General features: G+C 69.0%; 20 protein-coding genes. 14 read left to right on the forward strand and 6 right to left on the reverse strand.

From position 1 onward, the window contains the following. Positions 1-52 precede the first annotated feature (52 nt). Together AzCIB_RS00235 and mobB are read left to right on the forward strand one after the other, a co-directional pair. Positions 53-1,441: a sigma-54-dependent transcriptional regulator gene (locus tag AzCIB_RS00235; RefSeq protein ID WP_050414043.1), complete on the forward strand. Its 1,389-nt coding sequence runs from the start codon at positions 53-55 to the stop codon at positions 1,439-1,441. 34 nt (positions 1,442-1,475) lie between these two features. Next, positions 1,476-1,979 carry a molybdopterin-guanine dinucleotide biosynthesis protein B gene (gene mobB, locus AzCIB_RS00240; RefSeq protein WP_050414044.1) on the forward strand — a complete coding sequence of 168 codons (504 nt, stop codon included), beginning with the start codon at positions 1,476-1,478 and terminating at the stop codon, positions 1,977-1,979. 92 nt (positions 1,980-2,071) lie between these two features. Here mobB and AzCIB_RS24000 read toward each other — a convergent pair whose 3' ends face one another. The 4 genes from AzCIB_RS24000 to AzCIB_RS00255 all read right to left on the reverse strand — a co-directional run bounded on the left by AzCIB_RS24000 (position 2,072) and on the right by AzCIB_RS00255 (position 5,402). Then, positions 2,072-2,896 (reverse strand): hypothetical protein, encoded by an 825-nt coding sequence (locus tag AzCIB_RS24000; protein ID WP_157058390.1) that lies wholly within the window; start codon positions 2,894-2,896, stop codon positions 2,072-2,074. Between the two features lie 168 nt (positions 2,897-3,064). Further along, complete coding sequence (locus AzCIB_RS00245) at positions 3,065-3,988, reverse strand: substrate-binding domain-containing protein (RefSeq protein ID WP_050414045.1); 924 nt, start codon at positions 3,986-3,988, stop codon at positions 3,065-3,067. Next, complete coding sequence (mobA, locus tag AzCIB_RS00250) at positions 3,985-4,569, reverse strand: molybdenum cofactor guanylyltransferase MobA (protein WP_050414046.1); 585 nt, start codon at positions 4,567-4,569, stop codon at positions 3,985-3,987. Before mobA ends, AzCIB_RS00245 begins: the two co-directional genes overlap by 4 nt. Further along, positions 4,566-5,402 (reverse strand): formate dehydrogenase accessory sulfurtransferase FdhD, encoded by an 837-nt coding sequence (locus AzCIB_RS00255; protein ID WP_050414047.1) that lies wholly within the window; start codon positions 5,400-5,402, stop codon positions 4,566-4,568. The genes mobA and AzCIB_RS00255 overlap by 4 nt, the downstream gene beginning before the upstream one ends. A 117-nt stretch (positions 5,403-5,519) precedes the next feature. Between AzCIB_RS00255 and AzCIB_RS00260 the strand changes: the two genes are divergently transcribed. From AzCIB_RS00260 to AzCIB_RS00310, 12 genes are all read left to right on the forward strand, one after another. Then, positions 5,520-5,987 (forward strand): DUF3305 domain-containing protein, encoded by a 468-nt coding sequence (locus AzCIB_RS00260; protein ID WP_050414048.1) that lies wholly within the window; start codon positions 5,520-5,522, stop codon positions 5,985-5,987. Further along, on the forward strand, positions 5,984-6,544 hold the full coding sequence (locus AzCIB_RS00265) for a DUF3306 domain-containing protein (RefSeq protein ID WP_050414049.1): 561 nt from the start codon (positions 5,984-5,986) through the stop codon (positions 6,542-6,544). Before AzCIB_RS00260 ends, AzCIB_RS00265 begins: the two co-directional genes overlap by 4 nt. A 165-nt stretch (positions 6,545-6,709) precedes the next feature. Then, positions 6,710-8,779: a 4Fe-4S binding protein gene (locus AzCIB_RS00270; protein WP_050414050.1), complete on the forward strand. Its 2,070-nt coding sequence runs from the start codon at positions 6,710-6,712 to the stop codon at positions 8,777-8,779. Further along, entirely contained in the window at positions 8,776-9,039 is a 264-nt protein-coding gene (locus AzCIB_RS24525; protein WP_232299309.1) for a hypothetical protein, read from the forward strand. Before AzCIB_RS00270 ends, AzCIB_RS24525 begins: the two co-directional genes overlap by 4 nt. Further along, entirely contained in the window at positions 9,032-9,427 is a 396-nt protein-coding gene (locus AzCIB_RS24530) for a TorD/DmsD family molecular chaperone (protein ID WP_232299310.1), read from the forward strand. The genes AzCIB_RS24525 and AzCIB_RS24530 overlap by 8 nt, the downstream gene beginning before the upstream one ends. A gap of 52 nt (positions 9,428-9,479) precedes the next feature. Further along, positions 9,480-9,686 carry a hypothetical protein gene (locus AzCIB_RS00280; protein ID WP_050414051.1) on the forward strand — a complete coding sequence of 69 codons (207 nt, stop codon included), beginning with the start codon at positions 9,480-9,482 and terminating at the stop codon, positions 9,684-9,686. Between the two features lie 14 nt (positions 9,687-9,700). Further along, positions 9,701-12,607, forward strand: a complete 2,907-nt coding sequence (locus tag AzCIB_RS00285) for a molybdopterin-dependent oxidoreductase (protein ID WP_050414052.1) — start codon at positions 9,701-9,703, stop codon at positions 12,605-12,607. A gap of 16 nt (positions 12,608-12,623) precedes the next feature. Continuing rightward, positions 12,624-13,229 (forward strand): formate dehydrogenase FDH3 subunit beta, encoded by a 606-nt coding sequence (gene fdh3B, locus AzCIB_RS00290; RefSeq protein WP_050414053.1) that lies wholly within the window; start codon positions 12,624-12,626, stop codon positions 13,227-13,229. Next, positions 13,226-13,450: a hypothetical protein gene (locus AzCIB_RS00295; protein ID WP_050414054.1), complete on the forward strand. Its 225-nt coding sequence runs from the start codon at positions 13,226-13,228 to the stop codon at positions 13,448-13,450. The genes fdh3B and AzCIB_RS00295 overlap by 4 nt, the downstream gene beginning before the upstream one ends. Positions 13,451-13,460: 10 nt before the next feature. Next, positions 13,461-14,465, forward strand: a complete 1,005-nt coding sequence (locus AzCIB_RS00300) for a formate dehydrogenase subunit gamma (RefSeq protein WP_050414055.1) — start codon at positions 13,461-13,463, stop codon at positions 14,463-14,465. A 151-nt stretch (positions 14,466-14,616) separates the two neighbouring features. Next, a complete protein-coding gene (tpx, locus tag AzCIB_RS00305) occupies positions 14,617-15,117 on the forward strand; it encodes a thiol peroxidase (protein ID WP_050414056.1) in 501 nt (166 codons plus the stop codon). A gap of 137 nt (positions 15,118-15,254) precedes the next feature. Beyond that, positions 15,255-16,505, forward strand: a complete 1,251-nt coding sequence (locus AzCIB_RS00310; protein ID WP_050414057.1) for an HD-GYP domain-containing protein — start codon at positions 15,255-15,257, stop codon at positions 16,503-16,505. A gap of 9 nt (positions 16,506-16,514) precedes the next feature. On the opposite strand, the gene pbpC is transcribed toward AzCIB_RS00310, so the two are convergent. Both pbpC and AzCIB_RS00320 read right to left on the reverse strand, forming a co-directional pair. Next, positions 16,515-18,815: a penicillin-binding protein 1C gene (pbpC, locus tag AzCIB_RS00315; protein ID WP_050414058.1), complete on the reverse strand. Its 2,301-nt coding sequence runs from the start codon at positions 18,813-18,815 to the stop codon at positions 16,515-16,517. Next, positions 18,812-23,959, reverse strand: coding sequence for an alpha-2-macroglobulin family protein (locus AzCIB_RS00320; RefSeq protein WP_050414059.1), 5,148 nt, complete (start codon positions 23,957-23,959; stop codon positions 18,812-18,814). The genes pbpC and AzCIB_RS00320 overlap by 4 nt, the downstream gene beginning before the upstream one ends. Positions 23,960-23,979: the final 20 nt, after the last annotated feature.

Genomic DNA, 23,979 nt, shown 5'->3' on the forward strand with positions numbered 1-23,979 from the left:
CTGCGTGCGGCGCGGCCGTGCGCACCGAGCCACGCCCATGACAAGGACAGCGATGCAGCACGAGCGCGAGGGGGGAGCAGCCGGCCCCGCCGGCACTCCGGAATTCAACTGGCAGGCGCATTCGGTCCTCATCGTCGATGACGAGGAAGGGATGCGCAGCTTTCTCGAGCGTGCGCTCAAGCCGCGCTGCGGGCTCGTCGAGACGGCGCCGGACGCCGAGCATGCGATGCGCCTGATGGCGCGGCTGCACTTCGACCTGCTGATCCTCGATATCGCGCTGCCGGGCAAATCCGGCCTCGACTGGCTGCATGAACTGCGCGAGTCGGGCTTTGCCGGCGACGTGATCCTGATCACCGCCTTCGCCGATCTGGACACCGCGATCAACGCGCTGCGCGGCGGCGCCTCGGACTTCATCCTCAAGCCCTTCCGCGTCGACCAGATCCTCAACTCGATCAAGAACTGCTTCCAGCGCGCCCACCTCGCGCGCGAGAACTTCATCCTGCGGCGCGAACTCGCGGGCCTGTCGGCGGACGTCGAGGGCCTGGTCGGGCGTTCGGCGGCGATGGAGAACTTGCGCACCGTGCTGCGCCGCGTCGCGCAGATGCCCAGCACCGTGCTGCTGCTCGGCGAATCGGGCACCGGCAAGGAAGTCGCCGCGCGCGCGCTGCATCGCATGAGTCCGCGCGCGCAACGCCCCTTCGTGCCGGTGAATTGCCCGGCGATCGCCGCCGGGCTGATCGAGAGCGAACTCTTCGGCCACGTGAAGGGCGCCTTCACCGGCGCGACCGAGACGCGCAACGGCCTGTTCTATTATGCTCACGGCGGCACGCTGTTCCTCGACGAGATCAGCGAGCTGCCGCTCGCGTTGCAGACGCGCCTGCTGCGCGTGCTCGAGGAGCGCAAGCTGAGGCCGGTCGGCTCGGAACGCGAGGTGCCGGTGGATGTGCGCATCATCGCCGCGTCGAACCGCGATCTAGCCGCCGAGGTCGCCGCGGGGCGCTTCCGCCAGGACCTGTACTTCCGCCTCGCGGTGGTGGAGATCGTGAGCCCGCCGCTGCGCGAGCGCGCCGAGGACATCCCGGATCTGGTGCGGCACTTCATGCAGCAGCTGACCGCGCAGTTGGGCGTTCCGGCGCTGGCGCTGTCGAACACGCTGTTCGCGCGCCTCGAGGCCTATGGCTGGCCGGGCAACGTGCGCGAGCTGCGCAACTTCATCGAGCGCTCGCTGATCCTCGGCGGCTTTCCGGTGGAGGCGCTGGGGGCACGCGCGGACGTGCTCGCGGGCGGCACGGACCTGCCGCTCGACGAGGTCGAGAAGCGCCACATCCTGCGCATGCTGGATGCGTGCGGGGGGAACAAGTCGGAGGCGGCGCGGCGGCTGGGGGTGTCGCGCAAGACGCTGGAGCGCAAGTGCGCGGAGTGGGGCGAGTCGGTCGCGTGAGCGCGCGCCGACGCCCGTGAGACAGGACAGAGCATTGAAAGTGATCGGATTCGCCGGCTGGTCCGGCAGCGGCAAGACTTCGCTGATCGAGAAGGTCGTCGCGGTGCTGTGCGAGCGCGGCCTCGACGTGTCGCTGATCAAGCACGCGCACCACAGCTTCGACATCGACCACGAGGGCAAGGACTCGTGGCGCCACCGCAACGCCGGCTGCCGCGAGGTGCTGGTCAGCTCGGGGCGGCGCTGGTCGCTGATGCACGAGCTGCGCGGCGACCCCGAGCTGCCGCTGGAAGCGCTGCTGCAGAAACTCTCGCCCTGCGACCTCGTGCTGGTCGAGGGTTTCAAGCGCGCGGCGATTCCGAAGATCGAGGTGCGCCGCACCGCGGTGCGCGAGGCGCCGTTCTACCTGCAGGACCCGCACATCGTCGCGGTCGCGACCGACGTCGCACTCGACACCGCGCTGCCGCAGCTCGACATCAACGACCCGCAGGCGGTGGCGGATTTCGTCGTGGATTACGCGTTCAGGATGGCTCCGGCCTAGTCATGGGGGGCGCGGCCGATCAGGGCCGCATACCCCCTTCCCGAGTTCGTGCGATAGCTCTGTGGCCTTGCCCTGTCATCCCGCAGGTGAGTTTAGTGCGAGTAGGCTGTTGCGGGTGTTGGTGCGGGTCGCCATAGCGGATTAACCCGGCGCATCTCTCGCTCAATCATGTTTTGCCGGGCAAGATCAGTACTTGCTTGATTAGTCTCGGGCACCGCGGCAGCGACGGGCTTATCGTCCGGGCATGCCGAGCGCTGCGCGACGCGCTGAATGAAAAGTTGTGCGTCAGCGTCCGGAACGTAATAAATATCGCTCCGACGTGTCACGAAACGGTTCTGGTCGGTGATCGATGTCGTCACAATAATCTCGGTGCGGGTTGGACGAGCCGCATGACCGAGGCCAAAGTCAGATAAGGCTCCGGCCGCGAGCAAGGCAGCATTCGTTTCGTTGTCAAATACCGCATTACGGATTACTGCCACACCTGCCGCGAGGGCGGTCAGTCGTCCGGGCGCGTAATTTGGCACATCGTTACCGTGCACGATCAGCTGACTGTCATACTGAATCTCCACGACCTGACCATCTGCCTGGAAACCCCTCCCGGTAGCGACGTCCATTTTGCAAACGCTAACTTGTGCGCCGGCAGTTACCAGGTGGGTGATCATGAATTCACGAAATGCGGTATTGAACGCGGTATTGCGGGCTGGCGCGACGATCAGAGCGCGCCCCTGCAACTGCGCTTTCGTGCTCACCTCCTGAAGCGTTTGCGAAACAACGTCATCGGCAACTACATCCCAATGATGTGCCGTACGTGCAACCTTTTGATATGAAATAGGGAAATTTTGTGCAACCGGCGCAGGGCTCGCACATCCGACAAGCGCAGCGATAGTTGGGATGATTACTGCGTAACTGGATTTCATGATTACTCCATGCGGACGTGATCGGTTCTCATACCCTAGTATGTACGCCTCATGATCCACCATGGCTAGATTTGCCCAATGACCCGTGACAAGTGTCATAGGACGTGGTGTGCTCGATCTGTCGCCCTGATGGAATCGGGGCTGAGTTCGCGGGGAGACCGTAGTCCTTCAGCCTGCAGCCAGCACCCGTCCCAGTGCCGTAAGCTCGTAGCCGCCCAGCTGGGCCGCGAGGTCGCGTATCGCGGCGCTGCCGAGGCGCGCGAGCAGGCGCTGGAAGAGGTGGCGGAAGTAGATTTCCTTCGGCAGCGCAAGGTCCAGCGCTTCCCAGCCCAGCGGCAGGAAGTCGAGGCCGAATTCGCTCGCGGTCGCGCGCGTGCCGGGGGTGCAGTCGGCGGCGTTACGCACGAGGAGTGCCGCGGCTTCGCGTTCGCCGGCGATCGTCGCGACGGCGCTGCAGTCTTCCGGGCGCAGGCCGCGCGCCTTGAGCGCCGAGGCGAGGAAGTGCGCGGCGCCGGAACCGGCTTCGCGCATGGCCCAGCGCACGTCGAAGGCGGCGAGCGTTTCGAGCTGGTCGATGCCCAGGCCGGGACGCAGCAGCACCCCCTGTTCGCGCTGGCCGATGCGTACCAGCGTCCAGCGCGCATGGCCGGGATGGGCGCGCAGCAGCGTTGCGTGCTGGGTCGCGCTGTGCTCGACGTCGCCCCAATGCACGACGGAGATGTCGGCGCGGCGGCGGGCGAGCTGTTCGAGGCCGGGCAGGGTTGCGGTCGGGCTGTAGGCGACGAAGGCTTCGGCGCCGAGTTCGGCGGCCAGTGCGCGCACCGCGGCGGCGAGCAGGGCGTCGTCGCCGCCAGCGATCAGCAGGCGGTCGGTGAGCACGCCGCCGTGCGCCTGTTCGAGCAGCCAGTCGTCGAGCAGGCGGCGTGGAAACAGCCACTTGCCGCCGACGCGCGCGGCCGGGACTTCGCCGCTGTTGGCGAGCTCGTACAGCTTCTTCTCGTTGAGGTGCAGGTAGGCCGCCGCCTGCCTCGCTGTGAGGCAGGGGCTTTCCGGCGCAAGGTGTTCGACGACTGGCGGCTCGGGCGCGCTCATCGTCCGACGTCGTCGAGCTCGTCGCGGGTGTTGATGTTGCGGAACGCGGCTTCCTCGTCGTCGAACTGCACTTCGACGACCTTCAGTGTGGCGTACCAGAAGTCGATCTTGCGGCCGCCGCCGGCGAGGAACGCGTCGAGGTGCGGCAGCACGTCGCGCCGGCACAGGCAGAACACCGGGTGGGGCTGGTCGAAGGTGCGCGCGACGGCGAGCTCGGCGCCGGCTTCCGCGAGGCCGCGATACAGGCGTTCGACGAGATCCGCCGGAAGGAAGGGCGAGTCGCAGGGGGCGGTCGCGACGAGCGGATGCTGCGCCCGCGACAAGGCTGCATGCAATCCGGCGAGCGGGCCGGCGAAGCCGCCGATGTCGTCGGGGAACACGGGATGGCCGAAGGCGGCATAGCGTTCGGCGTTCTGGTTGGCGTTGATGATCAGTTCGTCGACCTGCGGGCCGAAGCGCTCGATCACCCATTCGGCCATCGGCCGCCCGCGCAGCTCGACCAGACCCTTGTCGACGCCGCCCATGCGCCGTCCCTGCCCGCCGGCGAGGATGACGCCGGTGATTTTTTCGCACGCGCTCATCGGGTGAATCGCTCCTCGCCGGTGAATAGAAGGTAGTGCTTGCCCTGCGCGCGGCCGATCATCGTGAGGCCGATCTTGCGCGCGATCTCCCAGCCCATCTGCGTGAGGCCGGAGCGCGAGACGAGGAAGGGGATGCCCATCTGCGCGGTCTTGATGACCATCTCGGAGGTGAGCCGGCCCGTCGTGTAGAAGATCTTGTCGCCGCCGTCGAGGCCGTCCAGCCACATCTGCCCGGCGATCGCGTCGACGGCGTTGTGGCGGCCGACGTCCTCGACGAACATGAGGATGTCGCAGCCGTCCGCGGTGGCTTGGGCGAGCGCGCAGCCGTGCACGGCGCCGGCCTGCTTGTAGATCGATTCGTGGTGGCGCACCGCGTCCATCAGCGCGTACAGCGTCGCCTGCGTGAGTGTGCGGTCTTCCGGCAGGCGGATCGCGTCGATCTCGTCCATCAGCCCGCCGAACACCGTGCCCTGGCCGCAGCCGGTGGTGACGGTGCGGCTGCCGAGGCGTTCGTCGGCGTCCACGAGGCCGTTGCGCGTCTTCACCGCGACGGCATTGACCTCCCAGTCAACCTGCACCGCCTCGATGTCGTCGAGGCTCGCGACCAGGCGCTGGTTGCGCAGCCAGCCTATCGTCAGCGCCTCGGGCGCGGCGCCCAGCGTCATCAGCGTGACGATCTCGCGGCGGTCGACGTAGATCGTCAGCGGGAACTCGCCGGCGATCTGCGTCGGCACGTTCTCGCCGTTCTCGTCGACGGCCGGGATCGTCACCGTCAGCGGGTGGCTCGCGTGGCTCAGCAGCGGACGGCGCGGCGTGTCGGGGGCTGGGGGCATGGAGATGGACGGGTAGGTTCGAGGGGGTATTCTAGCCGCAGGCGCCGCTCGCGAGGTTCGCCGGCCGCGGCCGCTTCGCCTATCCTATGAGGGATCGAGTCACCCGGAGTTCGCCGCATGGACCGCTTTCCCGTCGCCGTCATCATGGACCGCCGCCGCCTGCAGAGCCGCTGGGCGGACGAGGCCTGGGAGGCCGTCGGCGTCGTGCCGGCCTTCGGCGACAACCCGGCGGCGACGCGCCAGCTGGTCGCCGAGACCGACCGCGACCAGTACCTCGTCGGCGGTTTTGCGCTGGAGCTGTTCCGCGACGAGGCGGACAACTACTTCCTCAACCTGAGTTCGCCGGTGCCCAAGGTGTTCGTGATGTGGCGCAAGGAGGACGGCGTCGCCAAGCCGCTCGTCGTCACTGTGAGCTACGGCGAGGCGGCGCGCCTGCTCGACTCGGGCGAACAGGTCGATGGCGTCGCGATGTCGCGCGAGATCGCCGACTGGGTCGGTGCGTTCGTGAACCTGCACTACAAGCCGGCACCGCGGAAGAAGATCCGCCGCAACGACCCGCTGGCGCAGGACCGGGAGCAGGGATGAGCCGTTTCCTCGAACGCTGGTCGCGGCTGAAGCGCGGCGACGCAGCCGCGGCCGAGCCCGTGGCCCCGGTGGTGCCGGCGACCCCGGCCGCGCAAGGCAGCGCCGCACCCGCCGTGGCGCCGCCCGCCGACGCCGGGTCCCCGGTGTCGCCCGCGGAGGCTGCGCTACCGCCCATCGACAGCCTGGATCTCGCGGCGGATTTCAGCGCCTTCATGAAGAAGGAGGTCAGCGAGTCGCTGCGCCGCGCGGCGCTGCGCAAGCTCTTCAGCGATCCGCACTTCCACTTCGAGCGCATGGACAAGCTCGACATCTACATCGACGACTACTCGGGCAGCGACCCGATCCCGGCCGACATGCTGAAGCGCCTGCGCCAGTTCGAGACGCTGCTCAAGGATGAGGATGCGGCCGCACCGGCGCCGGACTTCGTGGACGCGGACGCGGACGCGTCGACGGCGGCTGCGGACGCCGCAGCGCCGGCCGCCGAAGACCCGCCGCGCGAGCCGGCCCCCCAGTCGGTGTCCCCGCAGATGGGGCAAGAACGGGGAAAAACCCCGTAGCAAATGCGACATTTTGGGGACGCTGCGACTTTTAGTCCCGACTGACCCGATTTCGGGCTTGTTGCTACGGTAAATCAGGGATTCCTGCTCCCTTTTATTACCGCTTCCCTGGTACGTCCTCTGCTTGGGCTATAGCACCTCAATCAGCCAGGCAGACCATCCAAAGTGGAGAGACAGCTCAGACTGTGCGACTGCAATCGCAGTTTCGCGGTCGATGAAAAAGCCCTCGCGGCGGGCAGTACGGTGCCGCTCAAAGTCCATCACGAACTGTGCCGGCGGGAGATCGGCGAGTTCGAGTCTGCGCTCGCGTGCGGCGACGTGCTCGTCGGCTGTACGCAGGAGGCCGCGCTGTTTGCCGAAGTGGCGGCGGAGCGGCCGATGGCGCGCATCGACTTCTTCAACCTGCGCGAGAACGCCGGCTGGTCCGCCGAAGGCCGGGGCGCGACGCCCAAGATGGCGGCGCTGATCGCCGCGGCGATGCTGCCCGAGCCGGAACCGGTCGCGGGCGTGACGCTCGCGGCGGGCAACCAGCTGCTGATCGTCGGCGAGGCGGGCGCGGCGTTGGGCTGGGCCGAGCGGCTGGCGGCGCGCTTCGACGTGTCCGTGCTGCTCACCGGCACGAGCCGCGATGCCGAACTGCCGACCGAGCGGCGCTACGCGGTCTGGTCCGGCGCGGGCGTGGCGCTCACCGGCCACCTTGGAGCCTTCGACGCCGCGTGGACGCAGCAGAACCCGATCGACCTCGATCCGTGCGTGCGCTGCAACGCCTGCATCCGCGCCTGTCCGGAAGGTGCGATTGGCTGGGACTACCAGGTCGACGCTGCGCGCTGCCGCTCGCACCGTGCGTGCGTGACGGCCTGCGGCACGGTCGGCGCGATCGATTTTGCGCGCACCGACACGCGCCGAGAAGGGCGCTTCGACCTCGTGCTGGACCTCTCCGCCGAACCGCTGATCAAGCGCGTCGAGCCGCCGCAGGGCTACGCCGCGCCGGGGCGCGACCCGCTCGACCAGGCGCTCGCGGCGCAGGCGCTGGGCGAGCTCGTCGGCGAGTTCGAGAAGCCGCGCTACGTCGCGCTGGATGCCAAGCTGTGCGCGCACAGCCGCTCGCGCAAGACCGGCTGCACGGCGTGCATCGAGTCCTGTTCGGCGGAGGCGATCGCATCGGCGGGCGACACGGTGCGCGTCGATCCCTACCTGTGCCAGGGTTGCGGCACCTGTTCGACGGTGTGCCCGACGGGCGCGCTCGCGTCGCAATATCCGCGCGTCGAGGACCTCGGTCTGCGCGTGAAGACGGTGCTGACGCGTTATCGCGACGCCGGCGGCGAGGCGCCCGCGCTGCTGTTCCATTCGGCCGAGGCCGGCCGCGCGCTGATCGAGCGGCTCGCGCGCCGCGGCAAGGGCCTGCCGGCGCGCGTGATCCCGCTCGAGACCTGGAGCGCCGACGCGGTGGGGCTGGACCTGATGCTCGGCAGTCTCGCGCTCGGCGCCTGCCAGGTCGCCGTGCTCGCGGCCGGCACGCACGACGCGGCGCCGCTGCGCGCGCAGGCCGCGCATGCGCAGGCGATCCTCTCCGGCCTCGGCTATGGCGGCGAGCACGTCCGCGTGATCGATGCCGGCGACTGGCCCGAATTCGAATCCGCGTTGTGGGACTGGGCGCCCGCGCAGGGCGTGAGCCGCCCGGCGACTTTCCGCCTCGTGCCGAGGAAGCGCGACACGCTGGACCTCGCGCTGCGCCACCTGCACGCGCTGGCACCCGTGCCGGTCGCGGCGCTGGTAACCGAAATCCCGCTGCAGGCCGGCGCCCCCTTCGGCGCCGTCGCCGTCAGCGATGCCTGCACGCTGTGCATGTCCTGCGTCGGCACCTGTCCGACCGGGGCGCTCAGCGCTGCGACGGACGCGATGCGCCTCGGCTTCCTCGAGAAGAGCTGCGTGCAGTGCGGACTGTGCGCGAACGCCTGTCCCGAGAACGCGATCGCGCTCACGCCGCGCCTGTTGCTCGACGACGTGGCGCGCCGCGTGGTGCCGCTGAAGGAGGCCGAGATCTTCCACTGCATCCGCTGCGGCACCGCGATGGGCGCGAAGCCGATCATCGACGCGATGTTCGCGCGCCTTGCCGGCCACTCGATGTTCGCGAGCGAGGCGCAGCGCCGGCGCCTGCACATGTGCGCCGACTGCCGCGTGATCGACCTGATGGAAACCGAGAACGGCACCAAAGCCTGGGACATGACCGAATGAACGCCCCTGTCACGATCTTCCAGCCGCAGCACCCGGCGCCCGACGACGTACCGGTGCTCACCGACGAGGACCGCGCGCGGGCGCACCACTACGCGCTGCTGGGCAACCTGTTCTTCGCCGCGCCGGAGGGGCCGCTGCTCGGCGCGCTGGTCGCCTCCGCGCACGTGCTCGGCAGCGGCGACACGGCGTTCGCGGCCGCTTGGGCGGGGCTCGGCGAGATCGCCGCGGGCCGCGGGCAGCGACGCGGCCACCGTGCATGACGAGTACGACGCCCTGTTCTACGGCATCGGCCGGCCCGACGTGATGCTCTTCGGTTCCTTCTACCTCGCGGGATTCCTGATGGAGGAGCCGCTCGCCGAGCTGCGCGACGACCTCGCCGAACTCGGTCTTGCCCGCCGCTACGGCGTCGCCGAGACCGAGGATCACATCGCCGCGCTCGCCGAAGTGATGCGCCACCTGGTGCTGACCGGCCCCGACGAGGCCGGCCTCGCGCGGCAGCGCCGCTTTTTCATCCGTCACCTGCAGCCCTGGTACGCGCGCCTCGCCGACGCGCTCGCCGTGGCGCCGCAGGCACGGTTCTATGCTCGCGCCGGTGCGCTGATGCGGGCGTTTTTCGACATCGAGAGCGAAGCTTTCGCAATGGAGTAGGTCGCACCCGGTCCGCTGGGCCGGCCAAGCGATCCGATACGGGAGAAGGACCATGGAAGACAAGAAATCCGGCCTGCAGCGCCGTCATTTCCTGCTGACCCTCGGCGCCGGCGGCGCCGCTGCCGCGGCGGCCGTCGCGACGGTCGCGGGCAAGCCGGCCGCGGTCGCCACCCCGCTCGCACAGGCGGCGGGCGAAACGGGGGCGGAGCGCGGCGTCAGCGAGCACGCCCGCAACTACTACCGCACTGCGCGCATCTAGGCGGGGGACACGCGATGCTTACGAGGAAATCCACCCAGGCGACGGGCGCGGCCCGTCAGCTGCGCAGCTCGGCGGCGCGGCACTTCGGCCAGACTATGGACCGGCGCACCTTCCTCAAGCGCTCGGGCCTCGGCATGGGCGCCGGCGCGCTGGCCGCACAGTTGCCCTACAACCTGATCGGCAGCGCCGACGCGGCGAGCCCCGAAGCGGCGGGCGCGACCGGCGACGCGACCGTGCGTCGTACCGTGTGCACGCACTGTTCGGTCGGCTGCGCGATCGACGCGGTCGTCAAGAACGGCGTGTGGATCCGTCAGGAGCCGGTGTTCGATTCGCCGATCAACCTCGGCGCGCACTGCGCCAAGGGCGCGTCGATCCGCGAGCACGGCCACGGCGAGCACCGCCTGAAGTACCCGATGAAGCTGGTCGACGGCAAGTACCAGAAGATCACGTGGGACCAGGCGCTCCAGGAAGTGGGCGACCGCCTGCTGAAGATCCGCGCAGAGTCCGGCCCCGACGCCGTGTACTGGATCGGATCAAGCAAGCACAGCAACGAGCAGGCCTACCTGCTGCGCAAGTTCGTGTCCTTCTTCGGCACGAACAACATGGACCACCAGGCGCGCATCTGCCACTCGACCACCGTCGCCGGCGTCGCCAACACCTGGGGTTACGGCGCGATGACGAACTCCTACAACGACATGCAGAACGCGAAGGCGATGCTGTTCATCGGCTCCAACGCCGCCGAGGCGCATCCGGTGTCGCTGCTGCACATCCTGCATGCGAAGGAGAACGGGTCGAAGATGGTCGTCGTCGACCCGCGCTTCACGCGCACCGCGGCGAAGGCCGACTATTACGTGCGCATCCGCTCGGGCACCGACATCCCCTTCATCTGGGGCATGCTGTACCACATCTTCCAGAACGGCTGGGAAGACCAGGAATACATCCGCCAGCGCGTGTACGGCCTCGACAAGGTGCGCGAGGAAGTCGCGAAGTGGACGCCGGACAAGGTGCAGGAAGTCACCGGCATCCCCGAGGAACAGGTGCTGAAAGTCGCCGAGACGCTGGCGAAGAACAAGCCCTCGACGGTCGTATGGTGCATGGGCCAGACCCAGCACACCGTCGGCAATGCCAACGTGCGCGCGATGTGCATCCTGCAGCTGGTGCTCGGTAACGTCGGTGTCGCCGGTGGCGGGACCAACATCTTCCGCGGTCACGACAACGTGCAGGGCGCGACCGACGTTGGCCCCAACCCCGACTCCCTGCCCGGCTACTACGGCCTCGCGGCGGGCTCGTGGAAGCACTGGTGCAAGGTGTGGGGCGTCGACTACGAGTGGGTCAAGGCGCGCTACGCCTCTGAAGACCTGATGACCAAATCGGGCATCACGGTGTCGCGCTGGATCGACGGCGTGCTCGAGAACCCGGAAGCCATCGACCAGCCCGGCGGCAACCTGCGCGCAGTGGTCTACTGGGGCCACGCGCCGAACTCGCAGACGCGCGGCGCCGAGATGGTCGAGGCGATGAAGAAGCTCGACACGCTGGTCGTCATCGACCCCTACCCGTCGGCCACCGCGTCGATGGCGGCGATGGTCAGGAAGGACGGCGTCTATCTGCTGCCGGCGTGTACCCAGTTCGAGACCTCCGGCTCGGCCACCGCGTCGAACCGCTCGCTGCAGTGGCGCGACAAGGTCATCGAGCCGCTGTTCGAGTCCAAGCCCGACCACACCATCATGTACGCCTTCGCGAAGAAGTTCGGCTTCGCCGACGAGCTCGTGAAGAACATCCCGCTGGTGAAGGACAAGCAGGGCTGGGACGAGCCGGTGACCGAGGACATCCTGCGCGAGATCAACCGCGGCACATTCACGATCGGCTACAGCGGCCAGTCGCCCGAGCGGCTCAAGCTGCACATGCAGAACATGGCCACCTTCGACGTGAAGACGCTGCGCGCCACCGGCGGCCCGTGCGACGGCGACTACTTCGGCCTGCCCTGGCCGTGCTACGGCACGCCCGAGCTCAAGCATCCGGGCACGCCCAACCTCTACGACACCTCGAAGCACGTCATGGAAGGCGGCGGCAACTTCCGCGCCAACTTCGGCGTCGAGCGGGACGGCGTGTCGCTGCTGGCCGAGGAGGGCTCCGCCTCCAAGGGCGCCGAGCTGCAGATGGGCTATCCCGAGTTCGATGACGTGTTGTTGAAGAAGCTCGGCTGGTGGGACGAGCTCACCGACGCCGAGAAGGCCGCCGCCGAGGGCAAGAACTGGAAGACCGACCTCTCCGGCGGCATCATCCGCGTCGCGATGAAGAACCACGGCATGCACCCCTTCGGCAACGCCAAGGCGCGCGCGCTGGTGTGGAACTTCCCCGACCCGGTGCCGCTGCACCGCGAACCGATCTACTCGCCGCGCCCGGATCTGGTCGAGAAGTACCCCACGCACGACGACAAGATGAAGTTCTGGCGCCTGCCGACGCTGTACAAGTCGCTCCAGGACAAGGTCAAGGACATCTCCAAGGAGTATCCGTTGATCATGACCTCGGGGCGTCTCGTCGAGTACGAGGGTGGCGGTGAGGAGACGCGCTCCAACCCGTGGCTCGCCGAGCTGCAGCAGGAGATGTTCGCCGAGGTGAATCCCAAGGACGCCAACGACGCCGGCTTCCGCAACGGCGACTACATCTGGGTCGAATCGCCGACCAAGGCGAAGCTGAAAGTCCGCGCGCAGGTCACGCAGCGCGTCGCGCCCGGCACCGTGTTCCTGCCCTTCCACTTCTCCGGCTGGTGGTCGGGCAAGGACATGCTCGAGTTCTACCCGGAAGGGGCGGCGCCGATCGTGCGCGGGGAATCGGTCAACCACGCGACGACCTACGGCTACGACTCGGTGACGATGATGCAGGAAACCAAGACGACGCTTTGCCGCGTGTCGAAGGCCTGAGCAAGGGGACAAACAAATGGCACGCATGAAATTCCTGTGTGACGCCGAGCGCTGCATCGAGTGCAACGGCTGCGTCACCGCCTGCAAGAACGAGCACGAGGTGCCGTGGGGCGTAAACCGCCGACGCGTCGTCACGATCAACGACGGGGTGCCGGGCGAGCGCTCGATGTCGGTCGCCTGCATGCATTGCGCCGATGCGCCGTGCATCGCGGTATGCCCGACCAACGTGATCTACCAGACCGAGGAAGGCGTCGTCCTGCATGACAAGGACGGCTGCATCGGCTGCGGCTACTGCTTCTACGCCTGTCCCTTCGGCGCGCCGCAGTTCCCCAACGGCCCGGCGGCTTTCGGTGCGCGCGGCAAGATGGACAAATGCACCTTCTGCGCCGGCGGCCCCGAGGAGAACGGCTCGCAGGCCGAGTTCGACAAGTACGGCCGCAACCGCCTGGCCGAAGGCAAGCTGCCGCTGTGCGCCGAGATGTGTTCGACCAAGGCGCTGCTCGCCGGCGATGCGACCGAGATCTCCGATATCTTCCGCGACCGCGTCCTGCGCCGCGGCAAGGGCGTCGAGGCCTGGGGCTGGATGACCGCCTACGGCAAGGAAAAGGAGGGGGCGAAATGAAAGCGCGCATTGCGTACGTGATTGCCGCCGTGTTCGCGGCCGCCCTTCTCGCCGGCTGCGGCGAGCAGCCGCAGGTCGGCAAGTACGAACAGGGCAAATATGCCGGCAAGGCCGACACCCGGCCGTGGGAGGGCGGAACGTTCAAGGGCGACAAGGGGGCCTGGGAGCAGGCCCAACGCGACCGCATCCGCGCGCAGAACGAATACAAGCGTGTCGAATGAGGAGGCGGCCATGAGCACAATCCTCGGACGGCGCAGCGGCTTCGGGCTGCTGCTGGCGCTGGTGGTGTGGCTGTTCATGCTGGGCAGCGGGTCGGCGCAGGCGCAGGCCGATCCGGCCGCAGCACAGGTCGAGCGCCAGCAGGCGCAGCCGCTCAACAACGCCCCGATGTGGCGCGAGGTGCGTTCCGGCGAGGCGCACTTCACCACCGTGCGCGGCCCCGAAACCGGCGTGCTGATCCAGACCGAAGGCCAGGTGTGGCGCCAGTGGCGCAACGGTCCCATGACCTTCTGGGGCGGCGTGCTGCTGCTGGTCGTGCCCACCGCGATCGGGCTGTTCTTCGCGGTCAAGGGCGCGGTCAAGCTGCACGGCGCGCCGACCGGGCGCAGGATGCAGCGCTTCAACCGGTTCGAGCGCTTCGTGCATTGGGGCACCGCCGGCAGCTTCGTCGTGCTGGGCCTCACCGGCGTGTGCATCCTGTTCGGCAAGCACTTCATCGAGCCGGTGTTCGGCAACGCGGTGCTCGGCGGGCTGCTGTGGGCGGGCAAGACCGTGCATAACTACCTCGGCCCGGTGTTCGGCGTGTTCACGTTGGTGATGATCCTCGCCTTCCTGCGCGACAACGTGTGGCAGGCGATCGACAGCGTGTGGATCCGCAAGGCCGGCGGCATCGCCAGCGGCGAGCACGTGCCCTCGGGGCGCTTCAACTTCGGCGAAAAGACCTGGTTCTGGATCGGCGTGACCTTCCTCGGCCTGATCGTCGCAGGTTCCGGCCTGGTGATGGATTTCCCCAACTTCGGCCAGACGCGCGCGACGATGCAGCTCGCGAACATCATCCATGGCGTCGGCGCGATCCTCCTGATCGCCCTGTCGCTGGGCCACATCTACATGGGCACGATAGGCGTCGAAGGCGCGTACCAGTCGATGAAGACCGGCTACGTGGACGAGACCTGGGCCAAGGAGCATCACGAGCACTGGTACGACGAGGTCAAGGCCGGCCGTTCGGGCCATCCCTGATCCGCCGCATGCGGGAGGCGCGCCCCTCGGCCGCCTTCCGCGAAGACCCCTCCGTCCGCGCGGTTCCCCTGCGCGCTGTTCCCGACTAGACTGATCGGATAAAGCCGGCGCCCGCCGCCGGCCCCGACATCTCAACGGAGGAGACGTACTTATGAGTACCGTGACCCTGGGTGGCAACCCGATCGAAGTCGCCGGCAAATTCCTGCAGAAGGGCGACACCGCCCCGCCGCTGTCGCTGGTCGGCGCGGACCTCAAGGACGTGACGCTCGCCGACCATGCCGGCAAGCGCAAGGTCCTCAACATCGTCCCCAGCCTCGACACCCCCACCTGCGCGACCTCGACGCGCAAGTTCAACGCCGAAGCCGGCAAGCTCGACAACACCGTCGTGCTGATCGTCTCCGCCGACCTGCCTTTCGCGTCGAAGCGCTTCTGCGTCGCCGAAGGGTTGGAGAACGTCGTCACGCTGTCGACGATGCGCGGGCGCAACTTCATGAAGGACTACGGCGTCGAGATCGCCTCCGGCCCGCTCGCGGGCGTCACCGCCCGTGCCGTTGTCGTGCTCGATGCCAATGACAAGGTGCTGTACTCGCAGCTCGTCGGCGAGATCAAGGACGAACCGGACTACGCGGCGGCACTCGCGGCGCTGAAGTAGGCGCCCGGCGGAATCCGTTAGTGCAATTGGGTTTATGATGCGGGTACGGCGCGCGCGACCGGTTTCCGGCCGCCCTGCCGTTCCGCATCCGGCTGGCGGAAACAGCCGCTTCCCGAGCCGTCGCCCGATGTAACAAGATGCCGGACCCACTCCCGAAAGTCGGCGTCGAACAACTGCAGGTAGGCATGTTCGTGTCGCTGGACATGCCTTGGCTCGACCACCCCTTCCTGGTCAATTCCTTCCGCATCAACAGCGAGAAGCAGCTGCGGGCCTTGCGCGAACTCGGCCTGCCCCGCATCGCCTACGATCCCGCCCGCTCGGCGGTCGCGCCGCGCGAGTCGGCAGGCGCCCCGCCGGCGCCGCCCGCAGCGGCGCCCGGACCGGACAGCGGCACCCTGATCGCGGCCAAGCGCCAGGGCGCGACACGCATGGCGGAGCAGCGCGAACTCATCCGCAGCTGCGAGAAGGCCTACGGGCAATGCGTCGATTCGACCCGGAACCTGATCGCCGACCTGCTGCGCGAGCCCGCGGCGGCCACCGCACTGGCCGGTGCCATGGTCGGAGAGCTCACATCGACCTTCCTCGACGACCCCGGCGCGACCGTGATGCTGGTCGCCTCGCGCAAGCGCGACGATGCGACGAACCAGCACGCGCTCAACGTCATGATCCTGACGATGATCCTCGCGAAGGGCCTGGGGCTGAAGCGCGAGGTGTTCGAAGCGGCCGGCATGGGCGCGCTGCTGCACGACATCGGCGCCAAGCGGATCAATCCCATCGTGTTGCGCACCAAGGAACGCAGCCGCCCGGAAGAGTCCCTCTACCGCATGCACGGCGAGTACGGACTGCAGATTGTCGGCAAGCACGTCTCGTCCTCGGTGTGCGCGATCATCCGCGAACATCACGAATGCGTGGACGGCAGCGGTTTCCCGGCCGGCCGCAAGGGTCCGGACATCAACCCGCTCGCGCGCATGGTTGCGATCGCGAACCGCTACGACAACCTGTGCAATCCCCATTCGCTCGCCGAGGCCCTGACGCCCGCGGAAGCGCTGTCGCAGATGTATGCGCGCGAGGCCGCGCATTTCGACGCCTTCATGCTGTCGACCTTCATCAAGGAGCTGGGGATCTATCCGCCCGGCTCCTTCGTGCGCCTGTCGACCGGCTCGATCGCGATCGTCGTTGCGGTCACGCGGGGCAACACGCTCAAGCCGACCGTGCTGGTGTACGAACCCGGCGTGCCGCGCCGCGATGCGCTGGTGCTGAGCCTTGCCGACTCCGACGAGGTCACGATCGACGCCGTGCTCAAGCCGCGCGGGCTGCCGCGCGAAATCGTCGATTACCTCAATCCGCGCATGAACCTCGCGTACTTCGCGCAGCGCGCGCACGGCTGAGGCTGCGCCTCACTCGCGGACGCTGATCTCCACGCTGTCGAAGCGGCCCGCTTCGTCCAGCGCCGTGATCCGGTACGGGCCGGCGACGGGAAATTTCCACAGCAGCGACCGGCCGGCCGCCACGCGCCCGACCTGCACGCCGTTCACGAGCCAGGTCAGGGTGTCTTGCCCGCCGCGGGCCTCCAGCCGCAGCTCGGGGGCAGGGCCGGTGCCGGCGCGACGTATCGTCTCCCCGTCGGTGACGCCGACGATCTTCAGTCCCGCCTCGGGCGCGACGGCATCCTTGCACGCCGGCGCCCATGCGGGGGGCAGGGCGTGTCGTCGGGTCCCGCTGTCCAGCCAGGGTTCGAGCGCGGCCGGCCAGCGTGCCATCTCCACCGCGCGCATCTCGCCGGGCGCGCAGCCGGCACGCACCCGCAGGCCGCTTTCCGCGTCGCGGTAGTCCGTGTAACGGGGCGTGCCGCCGCGCAGGCGGTCGGGAAAGGTCGGCGGCGCGGCGCCGTTGAGGATCCAGGCGGTGCGCTGTTCGTGGCACAGCCCGGGCGGGAGGTCCGCGCTCCAGGTGCCCAGCGGCCAGCAGATCTTTGCCTGCGATACCCCCTCGGGCGGGACGCGTGGGCCGGGCGGCGCGCCATCGACCGCGGCGAAAACGTCGATCAGCAGCGGCGCGGCGATGTTCGCGCCGAAGAAACCGGGGTTGGGCGTGCCGTCGGGGCGGCCGACCCACACGCCCACCGTCAGGCGGTCGCTGACGCCGACCGACCAGGCGTCGCGGAAGCCGAAGCTCGTGCCGGTCTTGAAGGCGATGCCGCGCCGCACGCCGACCCCGCCTTCGACCGCGCGCGCCAGCGGCCCGCCCGATTCGAGGATGTCGCGCACGATGAAGGCCGCGCCCGCGCTCATCATGCGCGTCTCCTCGAGCGGGGCGTCCTGCGCGTAGCGCGGCCGGGCGGCGATGCCGCCGCGCGCGAACGAGGTATAGGCGCCGACCAGGCCTTCCAGGCTCGTCGCGGCGCCGCCGAGGATCACGCTGAGGTTGGGCCCGGCGCCCCGCGGCAGTTCGAGCCTGAGGCCGCCGCGGCGCAGCTGCGCGACGAAGCGCTGCGGCCCGAGATGGTCCAGCACCTCCACGGCCGGCACGTTCAGCGACTTCTGCAGCGCCTGCGACACGCCGACCGGGCCGCTGAAGTTCGCCTGGAAGTTGCCCGGCTGGTAGCCGGAAAATGACTGCGGTACGTCGGCCAGCAGCGATTCGGAATGGATCAGGCCCTCGTCGAGCGCCAGCCCGTAGAGGAAGGGCTTCAGCGTCGAGCCGGGCGAGCGCATCGCCCGCACCATGTCCACGTGCGAGAAGCGGCTCTCGTCGGCGAAGTCGGCGGAGCCCGCGTACGCGAGCACTTCCAGCGTCGCGTTGTCGACCACCAGCGCCGCCATCGACACGCGCGGCGGCAGCACCGACAGCCGCGATGCGATGAGCTGTTCGACCATACTCTGCATGCCCGCATCCAGCGTCGTCTCCACGCGCGGCTGGCGGGGGCGCTCGCGGCGCACGCGCTCGGCGAACAGCGGCGCGAGCAGGGGTTCGCGTACCGTCTGTGCGATCACCGGCTCCTCGCGCGCCTCGCGCACGCGCTCGGCGCCCCAGTGCGGCGCCATGCGCGCCAGCACCTTGTCGCGCGCCGCCCGCGCGCGTTCGGGATAGCGGTCCGGGCGCAGCAGCGAGGGGGCCTGCGGCAGCACCGTCAGCAGCGCGGCCTCAGATTCGGTCAGGCGTGCCGCGGGCTTGCCGAGATAGGCCCGGCTGGCCGCCTCGACCCCTTCGAGCACGCCGCCCATCGGCGCATAGCCGAGGTAGAGCTCGAGGATCTCGCGCTTGGACAGCCGCAGTTCCAGCTGCAGCGCGCGTGCCATCTGGCGCAGCTTGCCGCGCAGCGTGTGCGGCGTCGGATCGAGGATGCGCGCGACCTGCATCGTCAGCGTCGAGCCGCCCGAAACGACACGGCCGCTGGTCGCCCACTGTCCCGCGGCGCGCAGCAGCGCCAGCGGATTCACGCCGGGATGCCAGTGGAAGAAGCGGTCCTCGTAGGCGATCAGGGCCTCGAGGTAGCGCGGCGACACCTCGTCCTCACGGACGGGATGGCGCCAGATGTGGGTGCGGTCGGGGAAGGCGCGCAACGGGGTGCCGTCGCGCGCCAGCACCACCTGCGCATGCGGTGCCGCGCGCCCGGGGAGGGGCGGCGGGAAGAGCTGGTCCGCCAGGAGCAGCAGGGCCAGCGCCGCCGCGAGCGCAAGGCGCAGGCGGTGGCTCATTGCCCGTTGCCGGCCCCGTCGCTGCTTCCGCCACTGCTTCCGTCGCTGATCTGCAGCGTTTCCTCGCCCCCGGCCAAGCCGTAGATGTGCGGCTGGTACATGTCTTCGGCGTAGGTCGGCGGCACGACGAAGCGCCCCGGCGTGACGACGCGCACGCGGTAGAAGAAGTTCATCTCGCCCCGCAGCCTGGCGGCGACGACGAAGCGGTCGTCGCGGAACTCGACGTGCTGGATCGCGCCGTCCTGCATCGCCTGGCGCGGGTCTATCCCGGCGATGTTCATCGCCGACTGCTCGCCCTGCACGATGTTGGCATTCTCGATCTCGACCCCTGCCGGCACGTAATCGACGACCAGGCCGTTGGCGTGGCGGCCGGGCGTGTACACGCGCAGGCGGACCATCAGCGTTTCGCCGACGCGCAGCGGACGCTTGCCGAGCGGCTGGCCGTCCGGCGTGTACCACTCGCGCTTGAGGTCGAAGGCATCGCGCCGCGCCGCGGGCATCGCCGCGGGGTTGCCCGCGAGATCGAGCTCGGCGAAGAGCTTTTCCTGATGGGTATTGGTGAGGCGCACGCCGCCGGCGACGTCCTCGGCGGACAGGGACAGGAACTGCGTGCCCTTGCCGCCGATCGCCTGCGTCCTGCCGCCGCCGGCCGTTTCGGCCGTCCAGTTGCCGCCTTCGCCGGTCATGAAGCTGCGGCCGAGCAGGAACAGCGCGAGTTTTTCCTGGGTGCTGTGGTAATGGTGCCGGCCGCGCTCCAGCTCCCCGGCGACCAGGTTCACGAGGTTCTCGCGGCCTTCCGGCTTGAGGCCGTGCTTCTCGAGCAGCACGTACGTCAGCGCCCAGTCGCGCAGGTTGCTGCCATAGTCGCCCCACCAGTGATTGTCCGGCCGGCCTTTCCGGATGCCGGCGTCGACCGCGCTGGTCGCGCGCGCCTCGTCGCCCATGAGCTTCAGTGCGATCCCGAGGTGCACCAGCCCGAGGCCCGAGTGCGCCGCGGCCTGCGACTCGTGCAGCTGCCGCAGCGTCGCCAGCGGGGCCTTGCCCTGCCGCGCGAGGACGTAAGCGCCGTAGGCGAGCACCGCGAAGCGCCCCGATCCGGCGTAGCGGTGGTCGGCCCACACCGAATCCGCGCTGTATTTCACCGCTTCGCGCGGTAGGCCGGCGACGCCCTCCTGCAGGCCCTTCAGCAGGAATTCGACGGCGCGTTTTTCCATCTCGGCCGGGACATTGAAGCCCTGTTCGCGCGCGTCGAGCAGGAAGTTCGTGACGTAGGCCGACAGCCAGTACTCGTAGTTGCCGACGTTGCCCCACAGGCTGAAACCGCCGTTGGGCGCCTGCATCCCGGCCAGCCGCCCGATCGCCTTCTCGAGCATCTCGGCGCGCTGGGCCTGCGTGTAGGGCTTCAGGCCGAACTGCTTCGCGGCCGTCTCGTCGATGAACACGTGCGGGTAGGCGGTGCTCGTCGTCTGCTCGGTGCAGCCGTACGGGTAGGTCAGCAGGCCGCGCACAGCATTGCGCACGTCGATCGGCGCCTTGTCGGATACTGCCAGCGTCGCAGCGACGCTGTGCTTGAGGAATCCACCCAGTTCGGTGTCACGCAATTCCACCGTTTCGCCCGGTGCGACGACGACGCGCTTCATCACCGACTGGCGCGGCGTCGGTGCCTGCACCTGTAGCGGGAAGCTGCGGTCGAGCTTCACCGCGTCGCTTTCGACATGCACGCGCACCTCGGTGAGTCCCAGCGCCGTCCCCGCTTCGACGGGGATGCGCAGGATGCGCTTCTGCTGGTCCTTGAGCGCAATGCGCTGTTCGCCGGCCCGGATCACGAGGCCGTCGCCGTTGGTCACGCTGATGCGCACGTCCTGGGCGGCGCCGGAGAGGTTTTGCACGTCCATCGCGAGCACGGCGCTGTCGCCGACCGACAGGAAGCGCGGGGTCGCGAGTTCGACGACCAGCGGCGCCGCCACGACGACCTCGGCCTCCTGCATGCCGAAGCGCTCGCCGCTGGTCGCCACCGCCATCAGGCGCAGGCTGCCGTTGAAGTCCGGCACCGGCAGCGAGATCTCCGCCTCGCCCTTGTCGTCGAGCGCCACCGGGCCGCTGAAGAGATCGACCAAGCGCACCTTCTTGGGCAGGCTCTTGGTCGGCTTGGGGGCCGCGTCGCCGCCGAACTTGAGCCGTCCCTTGTCGCCCGCCATCTTCTCGATCAGGCGCCCGTACACGTCATGGGCGTCGGCGCCGTAGCGCAGCTTGGCGAAGAAGAAGCCGAACGGGTCGGGGCTCTTGAACGCGGTGATGTTGAGGATGCCGGCATCGACCGCGGACAGCGTGACCATCGCCTTCTGGCCCTTGGCCTCGGGCACCTTCACGCGAACCTTCAGCGGCTGCTCGGGCTTCATCTTCTGCGGCGCTTCGAGCGCCACGTCGAGCTTGCGCTGGCTGCGGTCGAGCGGCAGGTGGATCAGACCCAGCGCGCGCGCCGGTGTGACCGTGTCGCCGCTGCTGCCCGGACGCAGCACCATGACCGAGACGTACAGGTCGTGGCGCTTCCACTCCTTGTCCACGGGGATGTCGATCGTCGTGCCGTCGGCGCCGATCGACAGGCGGCGCACCCACAGCGCCTGGTTGCCTTCGACGGTCACGAGCGCCTCGCCGGCATGCGGCGGCGTGATCGTCAGGCGCGCCGTTTCGCCGTCGGCGTAGCCCGCCTTGTCCAGCTTCAGCGCGACGAGGTCCGGGCGCACGCCCCGGGTTTCGTCGTCCTGCGCGTACCAGCCGGCGTAGAAGCGGTAGCGTGCGGTCTGTTGCGTTTCCGGGTCGAACACCTCGAGCCGGTAGCGGCCGTACTTGACCGGCAGCGCGAGCTTGCCGCGGCCGCCGGCGGGCATGGACACCTGCGTGGTGGACACCAGCTCATCGGTTTCGGTGAAGCCCGAGTTCCAGCCGCGCTGGTCGTCGAAACGCCAGTAATAGTTGCGGCTCTCGCGGAACAGCCGCACCGGCAGCGCGGTGCCGGCCCTGAGGGTGCCGGCGGTGTCGGCGCGCACCACTTCGAACTCCGCCGCGGCGCCTTCGCGCGCGTAGGCGCCGACGAACAGCGGGCGTACGCCGACCAGCACCGGCGCGGGCCAATGCACGCGCTCGATGCTGCGGATGACCGGCCGGCCGCCGCTCTCGAGCAGGCCGATGGTGGCGCGCACGGTGAAGGGCGAGCGCCGTCCGGCGACCGGCTCGAGATCCACGTCGACGCTCGTCTTGCCCGTGTCGTCGAGTGCGGTTTCCGACAGCTCGGTGCGCGATTTGACCGTATCCTCGTCCGCATCGCCGAACACGAAGCCGGGCAGCTTGTGTGCGAGCGGATTGCGGTTGCGCTCGGTGTTCACGACGCCGACGAGGCTGTTGCCGGCGGCGGGGGCGCCGTACAGGTAGCGCCCGCTGACGTCGATGCGCCAGCTCGCGCCGTCCGCGAGACTGTCCTCGGTGCTCGCGAGGTCGAGCTTCATGCGTTCCGGCAGGAATTCCTCGACGCCGAAGCGCATCACCGCCGCGGCCGTGCTGGCCGCCGGGTCGGTGCGCAGCTCGAGGGCCCACGAGCCGGTCGCGGCGTCGATCGGCAGCTCGATCGCCTGGGTGTAGTAGCCGGGGTCGAGGTCCTGCGGCTTCCACGTCCGGGTCCATTGCAACTTGCCGTCCGGTCGGCGCAGCGCGGCCTGGATCGGCTGCGGCGGCACGGTGCGTCCGTCGGCGTCGCGGGCGATCACCGACACGTCGAAGCGCTCGCCCGGGCGGTAGAGATTGCGTCCGCTGTAGGCGAACAGGCGCACCGGGACGAAGGGCGTGCCGGCGATGTCGAATTCGCCGAGGTCGAGCGCGGGCTCCTTCAGGGCGACGAGCGACAGGTGCTCGCCCTTGCGGGCCGTCAGCACGCGCGCGCCTTTCGGGCGTTCGGCGAAGTTCGCCCGCCCGTCGCCGTCGGTCTCGCCGCGCGCCAGGGTCTTGCCCTCGCTGTCGATCCAGCTCAGCTCGGCGCCGCTCACGGCCTTGCCGCTGGCCAGCGAACTCACGTAGGCGTCGGCCCCGGCGGCGTACTGGCGCACATGCAGGCCGAGATCGCTGACGTAGAAATAGGTGGTCTGGAACTCGTGGCGGAAGCGGTTCGGCTGCGACATCACGGCGACATAGACGCCCGGTTCGCGCAGCGCGGGGATGTCCTCGACGGGAATGAAGGTCACGCGGCGCCGGTCGGACTTCTGTTCGGTGACGAAGCGCCCGATGAAGGCGCTGGTCGTGAGGCGGTGCAGCTGGTCGAGTTGCCAGCCGTCGACGGCGCCCTTGAGGCGGGTGCCCGAATCGCCGTAGTAGTACGCTTCCTCGTCATCGGATTCGCCGTCCTCCTCGCCGGCCGACGCATCGCGGGACGGCTGGCCGGCCACGACCTGGTCGAGAAATTCGGACAGGCGTTCCGGCTTGACCTTGAGGAACTGTATATCGACCTCGGGCACGTTCACGGTCGTGACCGGCAGACCACCGTTCTGCCCGGCGGGCAGCACCATGCCGCGGCTGGCGAAGTAGAACGCCGGGGCGACCGTGCCCATGCGGATCGAGAAGCGCGCTTCCGCATCGAGCTTGCGGCCGTCCTTCGCCGGCAGGCCGGCCAGCACGCGCACGACGTAGCGGGTCTGCGGTTTGACGTGCGGGAAGAACAGCAGCCGCGGGTTCTCGCCGACGACCCAGGCGCCCGCGACCGGCGTGCCGCCCTCGGTCACCGTGTCGGCCGGGTCGCTGCTGCTCGCGTTGCTGACCCCGGCCGTCGTGCTTCCGTCTTCCTCTTCTTCATAGTGCACGCCCGCCGACGACCCTTCTGCCGCGTGGGCGGGCGACGGCATCTCCAGCACCTGCAGGAACTTGTCGTGATCGCCGCGGGCGTCGAGCGGCAGGCTGAACGACAGTGCGAGGGCGGGCGATCCGTCGAGCTCGCGCGGGGCGCCGTCCACCGCCTCGAAGGGCACGCTGCCGGCCTCGGCGTCCTCGCCCGTCCGGTCACGCGTAGCGACGAAGTAGCCACCGAGTGCGGCCACCAGAACGATGACGAGCGCGATCGGCGCAATGCCGAACCCCCTCGATCCTGCCTTTCCGAACCGCATGCAATTCCCCTGTTATATGC

The sequence above is a fragment of the Azoarcus sp. CIB genome (genome assembly GCF_001190925.1).
In the GTDB taxonomy this organism is placed as follows: domain Bacteria; phylum Pseudomonadota; class Gammaproteobacteria; order Burkholderiales; family Rhodocyclaceae; genus Aromatoleum.

Excerpts from the sequence above, each read along its gene's own strand:
- AzCIB_RS00235 (WP_050414043.1), top strand. The coding sequence starts at position 53 with ATGCAGCACGAGCGCGAGGGGGGAGCAGCCGGCCCCGCCGGCACTCCG.
- AzCIB_RS24000 (WP_157058390.1), bottom strand. The coding sequence starts at position 2,896 with ATGAAATCCAGTTACGCAGTAATCATCCCAACTATCGCTGCGCTTGTC.
- AzCIB_RS00245 (WP_050414045.1), bottom strand. The coding sequence starts at position 3,988 with ATGAGCGCGCCCGAGCCGCCAGTCGTCGAACACCTTGCGCCGGAAAGC.
- mobA (WP_050414046.1), bottom strand. The coding sequence starts at position 4,569 with ATGAGCGCGTGCGAAAAAATCACCGGCGTCATCCTCGCCGGCGGGCAG.
- AzCIB_RS00255 (WP_050414047.1), bottom strand. The coding sequence starts at position 5,402 with ATGCCCCCAGCCCCCGACACGCCGCGCCGTCCGCTGCTGAGCCACGCG.
- AzCIB_RS00260 (WP_050414048.1), top strand. The coding sequence starts at position 5,520 with ATGGACCGCTTTCCCGTCGCCGTCATCATGGACCGCCGCCGCCTGCAG.
- AzCIB_RS00265 (WP_050414049.1), top strand. The coding sequence starts at position 5,984 with ATGAGCCGTTTCCTCGAACGCTGGTCGCGGCTGAAGCGCGGCGACGCA.
- AzCIB_RS24525 (WP_232299309.1), top strand. The coding sequence starts at position 8,776 with ATGAACGCCCCTGTCACGATCTTCCAGCCGCAGCACCCGGCGCCCGAC.
- AzCIB_RS00280 (WP_050414051.1), top strand. The coding sequence starts at position 9,480 with ATGGAAGACAAGAAATCCGGCCTGCAGCGCCGTCATTTCCTGCTGACC.
- AzCIB_RS00285 (WP_050414052.1), top strand. The coding sequence starts at position 9,701 with ATGCTTACGAGGAAATCCACCCAGGCGACGGGCGCGGCCCGTCAGCTG.
- fdh3B (WP_050414053.1), top strand. The coding sequence starts at position 12,624 with ATGGCACGCATGAAATTCCTGTGTGACGCCGAGCGCTGCATCGAGTGC.
- AzCIB_RS00295 (WP_050414054.1), top strand. The coding sequence starts at position 13,226 with ATGAAAGCGCGCATTGCGTACGTGATTGCCGCCGTGTTCGCGGCCGCC.
- AzCIB_RS00300 (WP_050414055.1), top strand. The coding sequence starts at position 13,461 with ATGAGCACAATCCTCGGACGGCGCAGCGGCTTCGGGCTGCTGCTGGCG.
- tpx (WP_050414056.1), top strand. The coding sequence starts at position 14,617 with ATGAGTACCGTGACCCTGGGTGGCAACCCGATCGAAGTCGCCGGCAAA.
- AzCIB_RS00310 (WP_050414057.1), top strand. The coding sequence starts at position 15,255 with ATGCCGGACCCACTCCCGAAAGTCGGCGTCGAACAACTGCAGGTAGGC.
- pbpC (WP_050414058.1), bottom strand. The coding sequence starts at position 18,815 with ATGAGCCACCGCCTGCGCCTTGCGCTCGCGGCGGCGCTGGCCCTGCTG.
- AzCIB_RS00320 (WP_050414059.1), bottom strand. The coding sequence starts at position 23,959 with ATGCGGTTCGGAAAGGCAGGATCGAGGGGGTTCGGCATTGCGCCGATC.